This is a genomic window from Tsukamurella sp. 1534 (genome assembly GCF_000312385.1).
Taxonomy (GTDB): domain Bacteria; phylum Actinomycetota; class Actinomycetes; order Mycobacteriales; family Mycobacteriaceae; genus Tsukamurella.
On record NZ_HE997627.1, the window covers coordinates 602,444 to 620,313 of the forward strand.

The following is a 17,870-nucleotide window of genomic DNA, read 5'->3' on the forward strand; positions in this document are numbered from 1 at the left end:
ACATGTCGATCGACAACCTCAAGAACGCGGTCCCCGAGTACGCCAAGGACCTCAAGCTCAACCTGAGCTCCCTGGCCCGCTCGACCGAGCTGAACGAGCAGCAGCTGTGGGGCACGTTCCTCGCCTCGGCGGCCGCCACCCGCAACGCCACCGTGCTCAAGGAGATCTCCGAGGAGGCCGCGGACACCCTGTCGGCCGAGGCGTACAACGCCGCCCTCGGTGCCGCGTCGGTGATGGGCATGAACAACGTGGCCTACCGCGCGAAGGGCTTCCTCGGCTCGGACTACGCGCAGGTGCGCATGGGCCTGCGGATGAACATCATCGGCAACCCCGGCGTCGACAAGGCCGATTTCGAGCTGTGGAGCCTGGCGGTCTCCGCCATCAACGGCTGCGAACACTGCGTGGGCGCCCACGACGAGGTGGTTCGCCAGGCCGGGCTGACCAAGGAGCAGGTCTTCGAGGCCGTCAAGGTCGCCGCCACCGTGCAGGGTGTGGCGCAGGCCGTCTTCGCCGGCGAGACCCTGGCGTAACCACGGCAGATCCTCCGCGATCACCCCGCGGACGCGACGAAACGACGCCCGCCCCGGCTCACCCCGGGGCGGGCGTCGTTTTCCGTACACGTAACGATTCGGCGCGGCCCCACGAACCTGAGGACATGCGAACGACCGCGCTCACGGTGCTCCGGTGCCTCGCGCTTCTCGTCCTCTTCACGGGTTTCGCCTCCGCCGCAACGGCCTCACAGCCCCGGTCGGTCCAGTACGAGGACTTCGCCCGCGATCTCGACCGCGGTGCCGTCGAGCTGATCGTCCTGGAGGAATCGTCGTCCACCGGCGACGTCTCGGGGCCGACCGCATGGATCGCGGTGTGGTCGACCGGGCCGTTCCAATGGCGACGGGGCCCCGTCGTCGAAGGGAATCCGGTGCCGCTCGCGGACTTCACGACCCTCATGAGGGATCGCGGGGTGCGCGTCGCCCAGGAGGACGACGACGAGAACACGATCGTCATCGCGTGGCCGTTCGAGGCCCCCGCGTGGTTCGGCACACTGCTCGGCCTGACCTGGCTCGCGACGTTCCTCGCGATGCTCTCCTCCCGCCCGCGCTGGGGCAACCGGTGGGCGTGGTTCTGGATGTTCGTCATCGGCCAGGTCGGGGTACTGCTCTACCTGCTCGTCGAACCAGCCCCGCTGTGGCGCCGGCAGCACGACGAGCACGGACCGTCGGAGGACACCGTCGCGCCGTGGATGCGCGACCCCGCCGCCCCCGACGAGCCCCCGTCGTTCACGCCGGTGCCGCCCGGGTCCCTGCCTCCCGAGCCCGCGCCGGACACCCGGGTGAGCGGCGGCACGGGGTGCCTCTACTCGATCGTCACGAGCATCGGCGCCGCGGTCCTCGCCGGCGTGCTCGGCTGGGCCGCGGGCCACGTCCTCCCCTGACTCACGGCCGCCAGGCACCCGCCTGCTGCCGGGTGGCGTGGTTGAGCCGGTTCCACAGGTTGATCTGCGCGATCGCGAGGACCAGGGCGGCGAGCTGATCCGCGGCGAACTCGTCGGCCGCCGCGTCCCACAGCGCGTCCGGCACGGCGTCGGGCTCGTCCGACAGCCGGGTGAGCTGCTCCGTCATCTCCAGCGCGATCCGCTCCGCGTCGGAGAAGTACGGCGTGTGCCGCCACGCCCCGACGGCGAACAGACGCTCGTCGGAGGCGCCGAGCTTGCGCGCCATCCGCCAATGCCCGTCGAGACACGTGCTGCACCCGTTGAGCTGGCTCGCCCGCATGTTCACCAGTTCCACCAGTTCCGGCGACAGGCCCGTCGCGGTCACCGCCTCGCTCACCTTCAGCAGCGCCTGCATCGCCCCGGGCAGGGCCATCGCGGGGTTCGTCATCCGTGCGGTCATGATCTACTCCTCGTGTTCGTCACATCCGGGGCGCTCGCCCCGTCACACATCTGACGGATCGACGACGGAGGATGTGACACATGGATATCGACGAGTTCGAATCGGCCCGCCCGCGCCTGATCGCGGTGGCCACCCGGATGCTCGGGTCCCGGGCCGACGCGGAGGACGCCGTGCAGGAGGCCTGGCTCCGCGCGGACCGGGCGGACGACGGCGGCACCGTCGACAACCCGGCCGCCTGGCTGACCACCGTGGTCTCCAGGATCTGCCTGGACCGCCTGCGTGCCCGCCGCGATACCGCGCCGCTCGACGGCGTGGACAGGCCCGATCCCGCACCGGGGCCGGATGAGCACGCACAGCTCGCGGAGTCGGTGGGCGCCGCGATGGGCGCGGTCCTCGACGACCTGGCGCCGGCCGAGCGCGTCGCCTTCGTCCTGCACGACGTGTTCGCCGTGCCCTTCGACGACGTCGCGGCGGTCCTCGGCAAGACCCCCGCCGCCACCCGCCAGCTCGCGAGCCGCGCCCGCCGCAGGGTGTCCGGCGTGCCGCGCCCGGACGCGGCGCGCGCCGACGCCGTGCGGGCCTTCCTCGCGGCCTCCCGGGACGGGGACTTCACCGCGCTCGTCGACCTGCTCGACCCCGACGCCGTGTTCCGGACCCACACCGACGGTGCGCCGTCGACGGTCCTGACGGGGGCGCCCGCCATCGCGGAGGCCTTCCTGTTCAAGGCGAAGACCGCGCTCGTCGCCCTGGTGGACGGACTGCTCGGATACACCGTGCGGCTGCCCGGCGCGACCGACTACCTGCTGCTCGGGGACGTGACCTTCACCGCCGAGGGCCGCATCGCCGGCCTGGACGTCACCCTCCGCACCGAGGAGGTGGCCGGGAGCGAGGTCGTCCCGCTCTGACCCGGAAACGACGGTGCCCGCCTCCGGAGATCCGGGGGCGGGCACCGTCGTTCGGGGCTAGTGGTCGATCGCCTTCTCGACACCGACGCCGGTGAGCGAGCGGACCTCCATCTCGACCGCCTTGTCCTTCATGTTGTCGTCGGGCTTGCCGAGGAAGGTGCCGAGGACCGCCAGGCCGAATCCGACGGGGATCGACACCAGGCCCGGATTCTCCAGCGGCCACCACGCGAAGTCGGCCGATTTGATCATCGAGGTCGACTTCCCGGACACCGCCGGCGAGAAGATGATCAGGATGATCGCGGTGCCCAGGCCGCCGTACATCGACCACAACGCGCCGGTGGTGTTGAACTTGCGCCAGAACAGCGAGAACAGGATCGTCGGCAGGTTGGCCGACGCCGCGACGGCGAACGCGAGGGCCACCAGGAAGGCGATGTTCTGCCCCATGGCGCCGATGCCCAGGACGATCGAGATGATGCCGAGCACCACCACGGTGATCCGGGAGACCTTCACCTGGGATTCGGCGCTGGCCCGGCCGTGCTTGATCACGCCGTTGTAGATGTCGTGCGCGAGGCTCGCCGACGCGGTGATCGCGAGGCCCGCCACCACCGCGAGGATCGTGGCGAACGCGACCGCGGAGATGACGCCCATCATGATCTCCCCGCCGAGGGCGAACGCGAGCATCGGCGCGGCGGAGTTCACGCCGCCGGGGGCCTTGGCGATGACGTCGGGCCCCACGTAGGCGGCGGCACCGAAGCCCAGCACGAGCGTGAACAGGTAGAAGGCGCCGATCAGGCCGATCGCCCAGGTGACGGAGCGACGCGCCTCCTTGGCGGTGGGCACCGTGTAGAACCGCATGAGCACGTGCGGCAGGCCGGCGGTGCCCAGCACCAGGGCCAGCGCGAGCGAGATGAAGTCGAGCTTGCTGGTCTCGGTCTTGCCGTACTTCAGGCCCGGCTCGATCAGCTTCTCCCCCGCCTTGGGGCTGCCCTCGATGGCCTTGGCCAGCAGCTCGGAGAAGTTGCCCTTCACCGCGACCATCACCATGAGCGACATCAGCAGGGCGCCGAAGATCAACAGCACGGCCTTGACCATCTGCACGTAGGTGGTGCCCTTCATGCCGCCGACGAGGACGTACAGGATCATCAGGATGCCGACCACGGCCACGACGACGGCCTGCCCGGTGGTTCCCTTGATGTTGAGCAGCAGGGCGACCAGGCCGCCCGCGCCGGCCATCTGGGCGATCAGGTAGAACAGCGACACCGCGAGCGTGGCGAGCGCCGCCGCCATGCGCACGGGGCGCTGCTGCAGGCGGAAGCTCAGCACGTCGGCCATCGTGAACTTGCCCGTGTTGCGCAGCCGCTCGGCCACCAGCAGCAGGGCCACGAGCCACGCGACGAGGAAACCGATCGAGTAGAGGAATCCGTCGTAACCGGAGACCGCGATCGCTCCGCAGATCCCGAGGAAGCTGGCCGCCGACAGGTAGTCGCCGGCGATGGCGAACCCGTTCTGCGGGCCGGAGAACGAGGCGCCGCCGGTGTAGAAGTCGGTGGCCTTCTTGGTGGTCCTGCTGGCCTTGATGACGAGGCCCATCGTGACGCCGATGAAGATCAGGAAGATGATGATGTTGAGGGTGGGCGAGCCGACCTGCTGGCCGACCTCGACGCGATCGGGTTCCCACGCCAGGAATGCGCTCACTTGTCGCCCTCCACGTCCTTGAGCTCGCCCTCGATGTGCTCACGCAGATCGGTGGCGATGGGATCGACCTTGGTGTTGGCGAAACGCACGTACGCCCAGGTGATGCCGAACGTCGTCACGAACTGCGCCAGTCCGATCACGAGGGCCACGTTGATGTTGCCCCACAGCTTGGTCGACATGAAGTCGTGCGCGTAGGTGGCCAACAGGACGTAGGCCAGATACCAGGTCAGGAATGCCACAGAGACGGGGATGACGAATCTCGCCAGCCGACTGCGCAGCTCGTGGAATTCCTCGCTGTCGTAGGCGCGTTGATAGACCGCGGCCGTATCCTCTTCATTCACACCGCGCAGTGTGTCACGGCTCACAGCGTAAAGGGGATTGAATCGGCCACAAAAGAGCCGGTTGCAACCCCGTGCAACCCCGCCGGGCGCGGCGCCGTGACCAGCGGCGCCCGGCGGTCACCGATCAGGCGTCGAGCGCGCGCCGCGTACCCGCCGCGATCTCGGCGACCTGCTCGTCGGTCATGACGAAGGACGGCGAGTACTGCAGCGTGCCGAGCCCGGCCGCGCGTCCCGAGATACCTTCGGCGCGTAGCTTCTTCACCATCGCCATGGCCTCCGCGGGCTCGTGCAGCTGCACGCCGGCGACGGCGCCGACGCCACCGCGCACCTCCTTGACCTTCGGGTGATCGGCGAGCGTGGACAGCTCTCGCAACAGCGTGTCCTGCAGCCGCAGCGCCTCGTCGACGAGGTTCTCCCGCTCCATCACGTCGAGCACCGCCATGGACGCCGCGGCGGCCGCGGCGTGCCCGCCGTAGGTGTAGCCGTGCCGCCACCACACGCCGCCGGAGAAGAAGGGCTCGGCGATCCACGGCGCCACGAACAGGGCGCCCATCGGGACGTAGCCACTCGTGAGCCCCTTCGCGGTGGTCATGAGATCGGGCTGCAGGTCGAACCTGCTCGATGCGAACCAGGCGCCACCGATCCGGCCGAAGCCCGTGACCACCTCGTCGGCGATGAACAGCACGTCGTGCTCGCGGCAGATGTCGCGCACCTCGCGCAGGTAGCCCTCGGGCGGCGGCAGGAGGCCGCCCGCGCCGATCACGGGCTCGGCGACGAACGCGGCGATCGAATCGGCACCGACCCGCTCGATGAGGCCGAGCAGCGCCTTGGCGTCGTCCCAGCCGATGGTCGCGGTGTCGTCGAAGAGGACCCCGCCGTAGCCCTCGGCGTTGACGGGGATGCCGCCCAGGCTGGTGCCGCCCACGTGCATGCCGTGATAGGCGTTCGCGCGGCCGACGATCAGCTTCTTCTCCGGCCGGCCCTTCTCCTGCCAGTACCGCCGGGCGAGCTTGATCGCCGAGTCCACCGAATCGGAACCGCCGGAGGTGAAGAAGATCTTGCTGTCGGGCACCGGCGCGATCCCCTGCAGGCGGTTCGCGAGCGCCACCGTGGTGTCGGTCGCGGAGTCGCCGAACCCCGTCACGTGCGCCACCTTGAGCAGCTGCTCGCGCACCGCGTCGGCGACCTCGGCGCGGCCGTGGCCGATGTTGGCGAACCACAGCCCCGCGGTCGCGTCGAGGTAGCGGTTGCCGTCCGTGTCGAAGACGTGGGCGCCTTCGCCCCTCGAGTAGACGAAGGCTCCGTTCTGCTCGACCGCGCCCATGTCCGCGAAGCCGTGCCAGAGTGCCGATGAGGTCGTGGGTCCCTGTGCGCTCATGATGGATAAACTAGAACAAATGACGAAGCGAGCGACAGGGGCGGGCACCGGTGCGCCCACCAAACGCGACCTCCACGCGGCGCTCGGCACGGATGGCGAGCCCGCGGTCACCCTCCGCGACGAGACCCGGCTCCGCGGGAAGATCAAGCGCGCCAAGCCCGGTGATCTCGAACGCCTCGCCCGCGAGGTGGCGGCGGCGCGGGAACGGTACGCGACCCGACGGGACGCCGTGCCCACCGTCACCTACCCCGAGAACCTTCCGGTCAGCGCGCGGCGCGACGAGATCGCGAAGGCGATCGCCGAGAACCAGGTGGTGATCCTCGCCGGTGAGACGGGCTCGGGCAAGACCACCCAGCTGCCCAAGATCTGCCTCGAACTGGGCCGCGGCGTGCGCGGAATGATCGGCCACACCCAGCCCCGCCGGCTCGCCGCGCGGAGCGTGGCCGAGCGCATCGCCGAGGAGACGCACACCGAGCTGCGCGAGGCCGTCGGCTACGCGGTGCGGTTCACGGACCGGGTCTCCCCCGCCACGTCGGTCAAGCTCATGACCGACGGCATCCTGCTGCGCGAGCTCACCCGCGACCGCCTGCTGCGCGACTACGACACGGTCATCATCGACGAGGCGCACGAACGCAGTCTCAACATCGACTTCATCCTCGGCTATCTCAAGCAGATCCTGCCCCGCAGGCCGGATCTCAAGGTGATCGTCACGTCGGCGACCATCGAGCCGGAACGGTTCGCCGCGCACTTCGCGTCGCCCGACGGTGCGCCGGCCCCCGTCATCGAGGTCTCCGGGCGCACGTACCCGGTGGAGATCCGGTACCGGCCGCTGGACGAGCTCACCGACGACGGGGACGATCCGGCCGATCAGGTGACCGGCATCTGCCACGCCGTCGACGAGCTGTCCCGGGAGGCGCCCGGCGACGTTCTCGTGTTCCTGTCCGGCGAGCGCGAGATCCGGGACGCCGCCGAGGCACTCGCCTCCCGGGTCCGCCCGGGAACGGAGATCCTGCCGCTGTACGCGCGGCTCTCGGCAGCGGAGCAGCACCGGGTGTTCGCCCCGCACGCCGGGCGGCGGATCGTGCTGTCCACCAACGTCGCCGAGACCTCCCTCACGGTCCCGGGGATCAAGTACGTGGTGGACACGGGTACGGCCCGCATCTCGCGGTACTCGCTGCGCACCAAGGTGCAGCGCCTCCCGATCGAACCCGTCTCGCAGGCGTCCGCGCAGCAGCGGTCGGGGCGCTGCGGCCGCACGTCCGACGGTGTCGCGATCCGCCTGTACTCCGAGGACGATTTCGACGCGCGTCCCGTGTACACCGATCCCGAAATCCTGCGGACGAACCTCGCCTCGGTGGTGCTGTCGATGACCGCGCTGGATCTCGGTGAGGTGTCCGCGTTCCCGTTCGTCCAGCCGCCGGACGAGCGCGCGGTGCGGGACGGAGTCGCGCTCCTCGAGGAACTCGGCGCGTTGGAGGACGCCCACGTCGGGCACAAGCGGCTCACGCCGGTCGGGCGGCAGCTCGCGGACCTCCCGGTGGATCCGCGGATGGCCCGGATGCTGGTGGCCGCGAAGGAGTTCGGCGCCCTGCCCGAGGTCCTCGTGATCGTGGCGGGCATGTCCATCCAGGACGTCCGGGAGCGGCCCTCCGAACACCGGCAGGCAGCCGACGAGAAGCACGCGCGGTTCGCCGATCCCACTTCGGACTTCCTCTCCTACCTCAATCTGTGGCGGCACCTCGGCGACCGCCGAGCCGAGTTGAGCTCGAGCGCCTTCCGCCGCGAGTGCCAGCGCGAGTTCCTGCACTACGTGCGGATCCGGGAGTGGCAGGACCTGCACGGCCAGCTCCGGCAGATCTGCCGCGACATGGGGTGGAAGCTCGACTCCCTGGGCCGGGAGCCGGCACCGTCGCCCGACCTGATCCATCAAGCACTGCTGTCCGGCCTGCTCTCGCAGATCGGACTCCGCGAGACCGATGGCAAGGAGTTCCTCGGCGCGCGCAACGCGAAGTTCCTCGTGTTCCCCGCGTCCGCGCTGTACCGCAAGCCGCCGCGTTTCGTCATGGCGGGCGAGTTGGTGGAGACGTCGCGGCTGTTCGCGCGGACGGTCGCGAAGATCGAGCCGGAGTGGGCGGAGAAGCTGGCCGGGCCCCTCGCGAAGCACCAGTACTCCGAGCCGCACTGGTCCACCAAGCGCGAGGCGGTGCTGGCGAAGGAGCGGGTCACCCTGTTCGGGGTGCCGCTGGTGGCGGACCGCACCGTGAACTACGGCCGGATCGATCCCGTGGTGGCCCGCGAGTTGTTCCTGCGTCACGCCCTCGTGCAGGGCGAATGGCGCACCCGCCACGCGTTCTTCGCGCGCAACCGCGCGCTGCTCGACGACGCCGAGTACCTGGAGGACAAGGCCCGCCGGCGCGACATCGTGGTCGACGAGGACGCGCTGTTCGCGTTCTACGACCGCCGTGTTCCCGAGGGCATCGTGTCGGCGCGGCACTTCGACTCGTGGTGGAAGAAGGAGTCGCGCTCGGATCCCGGGCTACTCGATCTCACCGCGGACGATCTCCTCGTGGACGGCGCCGCCGACGTGACCGCGGACGCCTACCCCACGTCGTGGTTGCAGGGGCGGATAGAGGTACCGCTGAAGTACCGGTTCGAGCCGGGCGCCGCGGACGACGGGGTGACCGCGCGCATCCCGGTGCAGGACCTCGCGACGGTCCGCGCGGACGGCTTCGAGTGGCTCGTGCCCGCGATGCGGGAGGAACTCGCCACGTCGTTGATCAAGACCCTGCCCAAGCAGCTCCGCCGCGAGGTGGTGCCCGCCCCCGACTTCGCGGCGGCCGCGCTCGCCCGCCTCACTGCGCGTTCGGAGCCGTTGGCAGAGGGGCTGGCCCGTGAACTCACGCAGCTGTCCGGCACCGTGATCCGCGCCCACGACTTCTCGCCGGAGGCGCTCCCCGACCACCTGCGCGTCACGTTCGTGGTGATCGGCGATGACGGCCGCGTACTCGGCAGCGGCAAGGATCTCGAGGCGCTCAAGCGGCGGCTCGGCGCCGCGGTCCAGGAGGATCTCTCGAACCGCGCCGGGGTCTACGAGAGGACGCCGGCCCGCGAGTGGACCGCCGAGACGCTGGGCGACGTGCCGCGGAAGGTGGACACGGAGGCGCACGGCAGCCGCGTGACGGGATTCGGCACGCTGTACCCGTTCCCCGAGGGCGCGCCGGACCGCGCCGGGGTGCGGGTGGTGGCCGGCGAAGCGGAACAGGCGCGGCTCATGGGGGCCGGTCTGGACGTTCTCCTGGCCAACGCTCTGCCCGCGGCGCACAAATCGGCGCTCCAGTCGCTGTCGCAGAAACAGCGCCTCGCACTGTCGCAGAGCCCCTACGAGACCCCGATGGCCCTCCTCGAGGACTGCCGGCGGCGCGCGATCACCGATCTCCGCGCGCGGGCCGGTACCGCATGGACGCCGGCCGAATTCGCCGCACTCACGGGCACGGTCCGTGCCGGGCTCGGCGAGACCCAACAGCAGTACCTGGCGTGGGTCGCCGAGGCCGTCGCGACGGCGACCGATGTGCGCGGGGCGATCGCGAACCCGCCGGGGGCGCTGCGGGACGCCGCGGACGACATCGCAGAACAACTCGATTCGCTGCTGTTCCCCGGCTTCATCGCGGCGACACCCGGCGAGCACCTGCGGCACCTTCCCCGGTACGTGGCGGGCGCCGCGGCCCGGTGGAACGCCCTGCCGGCCGCGGTCGACCGGGACGCGCGCGGACTGACGGTGCTGGACAGGGTGTACGGCGCCCTCACCGCGCGCCTCGATGCGCTGCCCGAGCACCGCCGCGACGCCGCCCTGGACTCGGTGCACTGGCAGATCGAGGAGCTGCGGGTCAGCCTGTTCGCGCAGTCGCTGGGGACCGCCGGTTCGGTCTCGGAGAAGAAGGTTCTCGCGGCGATCACCGCACTGGCGTAGGCCGGGCGTCCGTGGGCCTGGCGACGCGCCCGTCCGCGAGGGCCGTCCGCACGGGCCGGGCCGCGACCGTCATGCCGCGTCGGTCGGGTCCGCCGCGGCGCGCTTGCGCAGCTCGCGGATCGCGGCCTCGAAGTCCTCGATCGACGTGAATCCCTGGTAGACGGAGGCGAACCTCAGGTAGGCCACCTCGTCCAGGTCCCGCAGCGGGCCGAGGATGGCGAGGCCCACCTCGTTGGCGGGCACCTCGGCGATGCCCATGGCGCGCACGGCGTCCTCCACCTGCTGCGCCAGCTTGTGCAGGTCGTCCTCCGCGACATCCCTGCCCTGGCACGCGCGGCGCACGCCCTTCATGACCTTCTCGCGGCTGAAGGGCTCGGTGACGCCGTTGCGCTTGACCACCGCCATGACCGCGCTCTCGACCGTCGTGAACCGGCGGCCGCACTCGTTGCAGGATCGGCGGCGGCGGATGCCCTGCCCGTCGTCGAACACGCGCGAATCCACCACTCGCGTGTCCTCGTTCTTGCAGAACGGACAATGCATCGGTTCACCTCCCGCGCGGCTGCGCTCGGCCGGTCGGCAGGGCAGCTGCAAGATCGTGGCACCGGCCACATGCGCTCCCCGCGTTGTTGCCTTCGAGGATACTCGCCGTGCCAGCGGCACCACGTTGTCGAGGTGCACCACCCGTCCGCCTCGCCGGGAATTCGCGATCGCCGTCTTCGTGGTCATCTGCCGTTCCTTCCGATCTCCGTTGCCGATGCCGCGTTCAGGACCGCGGGGTGACGAGGGTCTGGCCCGGGCGGATCCGCCCGTCCTGCAGGCCGTTGATCTCCGCGATCTCGGCGGCGACGGTGGCGGTGGCGCGCTCCGGCGCCACCTCATGGGCGATCTGCTCGAGGCTCTGCCCCTCGCGGACGGTCACCATCGTGGTGAGGCCGGCGCGCTGCGCGGCCGCACCGTCCGACGCCTGCGCCTCCTGCGGCGCACCGCCGAACAGGAGCACGACGCCGAGGAAGGCGCCTGCGGCGGCCACCAGGCAGGCCGCGAAGGTGACGCGCGGCGACCGCCTGGCGCATCCGTCCACGCGGGAGGCGCCGCGCGGCATCCGGCGGGCCGCCGGCCGAACGCGGATCCGTTCGACGGAACGCGTGGAGGCGCCGCGTGCCCCGGTGACGCGCACCGGGCCGGTCGCCGTTCGAACGGCGCCCTCGGTGACGGCGTTCGATACCGTGATCGATCCTGCGGCACCCTCCGCCGCCCGTGCGCGGGACAGCCGCGGCGACACGCCCCGCGCCCGCGCGGCACCCCGGCGGTGCGGCGACGGAGTGGCGCGGCGGTCCGCACCGGCGACGCCGCCGGCTGCGCCCTGCGCTGCGGTGATGACATCCCGATCGATGATCGCAGTCATGGTCTCTCCTTCGATTCGGTCGCGGCTTCTCCGCTGTTGCCTACCGGTCTATCGGAGGGGACTGACAAGTTTTCAATCCAGCCCCACCAGTCACACCAGTAGGCGTGCAGGTGTTCGAAAGAACCTCTGTTCGAGTTCTATCACACCCCCGGCATCAGCGGAAGACACGCGGTCGAATTTCTCGAACAAATGTTTGTCAGCGGTTCGAACCTGGACTACAGTGGAGTTCAACCAAGACGGGCGTGAGGAGCGGCACATGACTGAAGACCGGCAGATTCAACACAGGGACAAGCGCTTTCGCGACGCGCAGGGCAACGTCTCCGAGGATCACCTCACGCGGCGGCAGAAGCAGGTGCTGGAGGTGATCCGCCGGTCCGTTCGGGACCGCGGCTACCCGCCGAGCATCCGCGAGATCGGCGACGAGGTGGGGCTCACCTCCACGTCGTCAGTCGCGCACCAGCTCCGCACGCTCGAACGCCTCGGCTTCCTCCACCGCGATCCGAATCGCCCGCGCGCAGTGAACGTGCAGGGCGCCGAGGAGCGCACCGCCCAGGTGATCCAGAAGGTCATGGAGGACGAGGAGCGCATGCCCGATCCGGCCTTCGTCCCCGTCCTGGGCCGGATCGCCGCCGGAGGGCCGATCCTCGCGGAGGAGGCGGTGGAGGAGATCTTCCCGCTTCCCCGGGAGCTGGTCGGCGAGGGCTCGCTCTTCCTGCTCAAAGTGATCGGCGAGTCCATGACCGACGCCGCCATCTGCGACGGCGACTGGGTGGTGGTGCGTCAGCAGTCGGTCGCCGACAACGGCGACATCGTGGCCGCGATGCTCGACGGCGAGGCCACGGTCAAGACGTTCCGCCGCACCGGCAAGGATGTGTGGCTCATGCCGCACAACCCCGCGTTCGATCCGATCCACGGCAACGACGCGGTGATCCTGGGCAAGGTCGTCACCGTCATGCGCCGGATCTAGAGCGTTCCGCCCCCGCCGTCCGCGAACGCTCGGTTTCCCGGAGGTACGAGTCCGTCTTCGGCCTCGTACCCTCAGGAGACCGAGCGTTCGCCGTTCGACAGGTCGATGGTCAGCCCGCGGTGGCCTCGGCGTAGCGGTGTAGGTGGTCGACGGCGGAACCGAACTCCGTCTCGATCGCGGTGAGCCGCTTGAAGCAGTGACCGATCGCGAGCTCCTCCGTGAGGCCCATGCCGCCGTGCAGCTGGACGGCGTTCTGGCCGATGAACCGCGCGGCCCGGGCGACGGTGATCTTCGCGGCGGAGACGGCGCGGCGCCGCTGCCGGGGCTCGGCGTCCTGATTGAGCACGGCGAGGTAGGTGGCCGCCACCGCCTGCTCCAACTCGAGCGACATGTCCACCATCCGGTGCTGCAGCGCCTGGAAGGAGCCGATCGGGACGCCGAACTGCTTGCGCTGCTTGGCGTACTCCACCGTGTCCGTCACCACACGCCGCATGATCCCGACGGCCTCCGCGCACTGCGCCGCCACCGCGGCGTCCAGCACGGGCTCGATGACCTCCCACGCGCCGCCCTCGGCGCCGAGCAGCGCGCTCGCGGGGAGCCGCACATCGGTGAACACGAGATCACCGGTGTGGTGGTCGTCGATGGTGCGAAAGTAGTGCGCCTCGACGCCGGTGGGCGGGGCCTGCGGGTCGAACTCCAGCAGGAACAGCGACAGGCCTCCGCGATCGAGCCGCTCCCCGGACGTCCGTGCCGCCACCACGAGGTGGGTGGCCAGCGACAGGTCGGCCACCACGGTCTTGGCGCCGGAGAGCCGGTAGCCGTCGCCGTCCGCCGTCGCGGTGAGCTGCACGTCCCAGGGCTCTCGCCCGGAGCCGGGCTCGGTGAGCGCGAACGCGATCCGCGCGGCGCCCTCGGCGATCCTCTCGGCGACCGCGTCGGCGTTCCCGCCGCCCGAGCGGGTGAGCAGCCCGGCGCCGACCACGGCGGTGCCGAGGTACGGCTCCACGACGAGCGCGCCGCCGAGCGCCTCGCTGATGACCATCGTCTCCTCGGCGCCGCCGCCGAGGCCGCCGACCGATTCGGGCAGGGTCGCGGCGAGGATTCCGAGATCGGACGCGAACGCCTCCCAGACCGCGGGCTGCCAGCCCGCGGCGGACCGCGCGGCCTGCCGGGATTCGAGCAACGGGTAGCGGCCGGCCAGGTAGGCGGTGACCGAGTCCCGCAGCAGTGTCTGTTCGTGCGTGAGTGTGAAGTCCATCTACAGCCCCAATGCCGCCTTCGCCAGGATGTTCCGTTGGATCTCGTTGGAGCCGGCATAGATCGAGCCGGCCCGGTCGTTGAAGTAGCGCAGCGGGGCGACGGCCTGCCAGAGGTCGCCGCTGTGCGCACCGTCGGCGGGCGGTGTGTACTCCACCACCGGACCGCCGGGCCGGGTCACGTGCGGCTGGTAGACCCGGCCCCGCGGCCCCGCACTCTTGTGGATGAACTCGGTGATCGCCTGGCTCAGTTCAGTGCCCAGGATCTTCAGCATCGACGATGCGGTGCCCGGGTTACCGCCGGCCGCGAGCACCGCGAGCGAGCGGTGCTCGAGGATCTCCAGCACGTCCACCCGCGCACGCAACTCGGCGAGGCCGAGGCGGAAGTCGGGGTCCTCCGCGAGGGGCAGGCCGCCGCGCCCGGGCACGCCGTGCGCCTGCTCGGCGAGACGGTCGAGGGACACCTGCAGCCACGGCGCGGCCGCGCCGCCGCCCCGCTCGAATTCGAGCAGGTACTTCGCGACGGTCCATCCCTGGTCGACCTCGCCGAGGACGTTCGCCCGCGGCACGCGGACGTTGTCGAAGAAGACGACGTTCTGCACCTCCTCGCCCGAGGCCATGACCAGCGGCTGGATCTCGATGCCCGGCACCGTCATATCCAGCAGGATGAACGTGATGCCCTGCTGTTTGCGCTCCTGCTTGGACGTGCGCACCAGCGCGAACATCCAGTTCGCCTCTCGCGCATGGGTGGTCCAGATCTTCGAGCCGCTGAGCAGGAAGTCGTCACCGTCGGGCTCCGCGCGCATCTGCAGCGACGCGAGGTCGGATCCGGATTCCGGCTCGGAGTAGCCCTGGCAGAAGAAGACCGAGGCGTCGAGGATGCCGGGGAGGAAGAACTTCTTCTGCTCCTCGGTGCCGAAGCGGATGATCGCGTGGGCCACCATGCGGATGCCCATGGGCGAGAGGAACGGAGCGCCCGCCACCACGGATTCGCGGGAGAAGATGTAGTGCTGCGCGACGGACCAGTCCTGGCCCCCGTACTCCACGGGCCACGCCGGCGCGGCCCAGCCGCGCTCGTGCAGGATCGCCTGCCACTGCAGGCTGGCCTCGTGGTCCGAGTACACGCTCGTGGCCAGGTTCCCGGCGGCCCGCAGGTCGTCGGTGAGGTGCGAATCGAGGAATTCGCGCACCTCGTCGCGGAAGGCCTCTTCCTCCGCGGAGAACTTCACATCCATGCGCCACTCCTTGATGGGCTCCGACCGTGACCGGCTTTGACACCCTCGCATCAGCGAGACAAAATAGGATTATGTCTCATCCCGATCGATCTGCCAACCAGCAGGCGCTGATCCGCTGCGCCGCGGACTGGTTCCGCGAGGGACGACGCGTCGATCTGGGGCAACTCGCCGCCGCGCAGGGCGTGGGCCGGGCCACCGTGTACCGCTGGTTCGGCAGCCGGGAGCACGTCGTGGGCGAGGCGATCTGGCTCGGCATCGCGCAGGCGATCGAGCGGGTGCAGGCCGACGAGCCGGTACGCGACCGCGCCGCGTTCCTCCGCGCGTTCGAACGTCTCGCGCACGAGGTCCGCAGCTATCCCCCGTTGGCCCGGTTCGCCGCCGACGAGCCCGAATTCGCCATGCGGGTGCTGCAGTCCGGCCGCAGCGTCGTGCAGGCGCGGCTCATCGACTGGGTGGACGGCTGGCTCCACGCCATCGACGTGCCGCCGGACGGCGACGTGCGCGGCGTCTCCCGCGCCGATCTCGCCTACGCGATCGTCCGGCTCGCGGAATCGTTCCTCTGGTCGGACATGCTGATCGGCACGCCGCCGCAGCCCGGGAAGGCCACCCCGGTGGTGGAGCTCCTCCTCCTCGGCGCCGAGACCTCGGCCCGCTGACACGCTCCGCAGCGAGGCGGCGCACCGTCGGGCGCGGAAACCGTTCAGCCGGAGACGATCCCGACCACCAGGTTGATCGCCGTGGCCAGGATCAGGGTGCCGAACACGTAGGAGAGCAGGCAGTGCCGCAGCACCACACTGCGGATCGCGGGCGACGACACCGAGGTGTCCGACACCTGGTACGTCATGCCCAGGTTGTAGCTGAAGTAGAAGAAGTCCCGGTACGCGGGCGGATCGTCGCCGTTGAAGTCGATGCCGCCCGGATCGTCGCCCTCGTCGCCGTAGAACTGCTCCGCGTACCGGGTGGCGTACGTCAGGTGCAGCGACCCCCACACCGCGAACGCGGCGAACAGCGCGGCGCCGGCCGCCGCGTCCTTGTTGTCGGTCCGGCCCGCCACGAGCAGCACCACGATCGCCACCAGCCCGCTCAGCGCGATCACGGCGACCACGAACTCCGCGACACCGGGCCGGAAGTTCTCCCGCCGCACGGTGTGTTTCGTGGACTCGGCGTCCAGCGGCCACAGCACCAACCACCCCGCGGCCACCCACACCGCGGCCGCGGCGCCGATGCCCACGAGCACCGCGAGCGACACCGCAGAGAGGCCGCCGACGATCGCCGTGGCGATCACCCCGGCGACGAGTGAGACGGTCGCGCGGGTGCCGACGGACAGCGGCGGGCTCGAAGCGGGTCGGGTCATCCGTCGATTGTGCGCGCGTTCTCCTCGAACCGCGACAGCAGACCCGCCAGCGCACCGGGCACCCGGGCGGTGAGCCGCGTCCCGTCGGCCTCGTGCTCCGCCGAGACCACCGTGCCCTCGGCGTGGATGCGCGCCAACAGGTCACCGCGGTCGTACGGCAGCAGCGCGGTCACCTCGACGTCGCCGGCCGTGATCAGGTCGGTCATCCGCCGCAGCAACTCGTCGATCCCGTCGCGGGTGTGCGCCGAGACGAACACCGCCTCCGGCAGCGCAACTCGCAACTGCGCGAGGACCACCGGATCCGCGGCGTCGGTCTTGTTGACCACCAGCAGTTCCCGCGGCAACGCGGCCTCGCGCTCCCCCGCCACCTCGCGCAGCACCTGGCGCACCGCGTCGATCTGGCGCTGCGGCATCGGGTCGCTGCCGTCCACGACGTGCAGCAGCAGGTCGGCGTCGACGACCTCCTCCAGCGTGGAGCGGAAGGCCTCGACCAACTGCGTGGGCAGGTGCCGCACGAAACCCACGGTGTCCGTGAGCACGACGTCGCGGCCGTCGGTGAGCGTGCCGTGCCGGGTGGTGGGGTCGAGCGTCGCGAACAGCGCGTCCTGCACCAGCACGCCCGCGTCGGTGATCGCGTTGAGCAGGCTGGACTTGCCCGCGTTGGTGTACCCGGCGATCGCGATCGACGGGACGCCCGAGCGGCGCCGGGCGCCGCGCTTGGTGTCGCGGGCCTGCTTCATGCCCTTGATCTCGCGGCGCAGCTTGGCCATCCGCTCGCGGATGCGGCGCCGGTCGGTCTCGATCTTGGTCTCACCGGGACCGCGCAGGCCCACGCCGCCGTTGCTGCCGGCGCGACCACCGGCCTGCCGGGACAGCGCCTCGCCCCAGCCGCGCAGCCGGGGCAGCATGTACTCCATCTGTGCCAGGGTGACCTGCGCCTTGCCCTCGCGCGAGGTGGCGTGCTGGGCGAAGATGTCGAGGATCAGGGCGGTGCGGTCGATGACCTTGACCTTCACCACCTTCTCCAGGGCGTTGAGCTGGGCGGGCGTGAGCTCGCCGTCGCAGATCACGGTGTCGGCGCCGGTCGCGAGCACCACCTCGCGCAGCTCGTGGGCCTTGCCCGAGCCGATGTAGGTGGCCGGGTCCGGCCGGTCACGGCGCTGGATCACGCCGTCGAGGACCACGGAGCCCGCGGTCTCCGCGAGCGCCTTGAGTTCGGCGAGGGACGAATCGGCCTGCGCGGCGGACCCCTCGGTCCACACGCCTACCAGCACCACCTGCTCCAGGCGGAGCCGGCGGTATTCGACCTCGGTGACATCGTCGAGCTCGGTCGACAGACCGGCGACGCGGCGGAGCGACGTGCGCTCCCGTAGTTGGAGTTCTCCGACGGTGGGCTCTGCCCACTCGGCGGGCTCCCAGGTTTCTGTCTGTGTCATACGAGAACCATTCTCGCACGTCGCGGACGCCCCGGTCAC

16 protein-coding genes are annotated in these 17,870 nt (G+C 70.6%); 6 read left to right on the top strand and 10 right to left on the bottom strand.

Going from position 1 to position 17,870, the window contains the following annotated elements:
• Positions 1-2: 2 nt before the first annotated feature.
• Complete coding sequence (locus BN39_RS15285; protein WP_019203301.1) at positions 3-530, top strand: carboxymuconolactone decarboxylase family protein; 528 nt, start codon at positions 3-5, stop codon at positions 528-530.
• Between the two features lie 125 nt (positions 531-655).
• The gene (locus tag BN39_RS15290; RefSeq protein WP_019203302.1) at positions 656-1,432 is read left to right on the top strand and encodes a hypothetical protein; all 777 of its coding nucleotides are present in this window, start codon (positions 656-658) and stop codon (positions 1,430-1,432) included.
• A gap of 1 nt (position 1,433) precedes the next feature.
• Here BN39_RS15290 and BN39_RS15295 read toward each other — a convergent pair whose 3' ends face one another.
• Entirely contained in the window at positions 1,434-1,892 is a 459-nt protein-coding gene (locus tag BN39_RS15295) for a carboxymuconolactone decarboxylase family protein (protein ID WP_019203303.1), read from the bottom strand.
• 80 nt (positions 1,893-1,972) lie between these two features.
• Between BN39_RS15295 and BN39_RS15300 the strand changes: the two genes are divergently transcribed.
• The gene (locus BN39_RS15300) at positions 1,973-2,797 is read left to right on the top strand and encodes a sigma-70 family RNA polymerase sigma factor (protein ID WP_019203304.1); all 825 of its coding nucleotides are present in this window, start codon (positions 1,973-1,975) and stop codon (positions 2,795-2,797) included.
• 57 nt (positions 2,798-2,854) lie between these two features.
• On the opposite strand, the gene BN39_RS15305 is transcribed toward BN39_RS15300, so the two are convergent.
• The 3 genes from BN39_RS15305 to BN39_RS15315 all read right to left on the bottom strand — a co-directional run bounded on the left by BN39_RS15305 (position 2,855) and on the right by BN39_RS15315 (position 6,211).
• Entirely contained in the window at positions 2,855-4,492 is a 1,638-nt protein-coding gene (locus tag BN39_RS15305; RefSeq protein ID WP_019203305.1) for a cation acetate symporter, read from the bottom strand.
• Complete coding sequence (locus BN39_RS15310) at positions 4,489-4,833, bottom strand: DUF485 domain-containing protein (protein WP_040768453.1); 345 nt, start codon at positions 4,831-4,833, stop codon at positions 4,489-4,491. Before BN39_RS15310 ends, BN39_RS15305 begins: the two co-directional genes overlap by 4 nt.
• Before the next feature lie 124 nt (positions 4,834-4,957).
• Positions 4,958-6,211 carry an aspartate aminotransferase family protein gene (locus BN39_RS15315; protein ID WP_040768069.1) on the bottom strand — a complete coding sequence of 418 codons (1,254 nt, stop codon included), beginning with the start codon at positions 6,209-6,211 and terminating at the stop codon, positions 4,958-4,960.
• Between the two features lie 19 nt (positions 6,212-6,230).
• Here BN39_RS15315 and hrpA point away from each other — a divergent pair, with 19 nt between their 5' ends.
• A complete protein-coding gene (hrpA, locus tag BN39_RS15320; RefSeq protein ID WP_019203308.1) occupies positions 6,231-10,178 on the top strand; it encodes an ATP-dependent RNA helicase HrpA in 3,948 nt (1,315 codons plus the stop codon).
• 69 nt (positions 10,179-10,247) lie between these two features.
• On the opposite strand, the gene nrdR is transcribed toward hrpA, so the two are convergent.
• Both nrdR and BN39_RS22345 read right to left on the bottom strand, forming a co-directional pair.
• Entirely contained in the window at positions 10,248-10,718 is a 471-nt protein-coding gene (gene nrdR / locus BN39_RS15325) for a transcriptional regulator NrdR (RefSeq protein ID WP_040768454.1), read from the bottom strand.
• Between the two features lie 223 nt (positions 10,719-10,941).
• Positions 10,942-11,583 (bottom strand): LysM peptidoglycan-binding domain-containing protein, encoded by a 642-nt coding sequence (locus BN39_RS22345; RefSeq protein WP_019203310.1) that lies wholly within the window; start codon positions 11,581-11,583, stop codon positions 10,942-10,944.
• 256 nt (positions 11,584-11,839) lie between these two features.
• On the opposite strand from BN39_RS22345, the gene lexA reads away from it, so the two are divergent.
• Complete coding sequence (gene lexA / locus BN39_RS15335; RefSeq protein WP_019203311.1) at positions 11,840-12,550, top strand: transcriptional repressor LexA; 711 nt, start codon at positions 11,840-11,842, stop codon at positions 12,548-12,550.
• Between the two features lie 109 nt (positions 12,551-12,659).
• Here the strand turns inward: lexA and BN39_RS15340 are convergent, their stop codons facing one another.
• Both BN39_RS15340 and BN39_RS15345 read right to left on the bottom strand, forming a co-directional pair.
• Complete coding sequence (locus BN39_RS15340) at positions 12,660-13,808, bottom strand: acyl-CoA dehydrogenase family protein (protein WP_019203312.1); 1,149 nt, start codon at positions 13,806-13,808, stop codon at positions 12,660-12,662.
• Entirely contained in the window at positions 13,809-15,041 is a 1,233-nt protein-coding gene (locus tag BN39_RS15345) for an acyl-CoA dehydrogenase family protein (RefSeq protein ID WP_019203313.1), read from the bottom strand.
• Between the two features lie 71 nt (positions 15,042-15,112).
• Between BN39_RS15345 and BN39_RS15350 the strand changes: the two genes are divergently transcribed.
• A complete protein-coding gene (locus BN39_RS15350) occupies positions 15,113-15,697 on the top strand; it encodes a QsdR family transcriptional regulator (RefSeq protein WP_019203314.1) in 585 nt (194 codons plus the stop codon).
• Positions 15,698-15,741: 44 nt separating this feature from the next.
• On the opposite strand, the gene BN39_RS15355 is transcribed toward BN39_RS15350, so the two are convergent.
• Both BN39_RS15355 and hflX read right to left on the bottom strand, forming a co-directional pair.
• Positions 15,742-16,395 carry a DUF1345 domain-containing protein gene (locus BN39_RS15355; protein WP_019203315.1) on the bottom strand — a complete coding sequence of 218 codons (654 nt, stop codon included), beginning with the start codon at positions 16,393-16,395 and terminating at the stop codon, positions 15,742-15,744.
• Positions 16,392-17,831 carry a GTPase HflX gene (hflX, locus tag BN39_RS15360; protein ID WP_019203316.1) on the bottom strand — a complete coding sequence of 480 codons (1,440 nt, stop codon included), beginning with the start codon at positions 17,829-17,831 and terminating at the stop codon, positions 16,392-16,394. Before hflX ends, BN39_RS15355 begins: the two co-directional genes overlap by 4 nt.
• Positions 17,832-17,870: the final 39 nt, after the last annotated feature.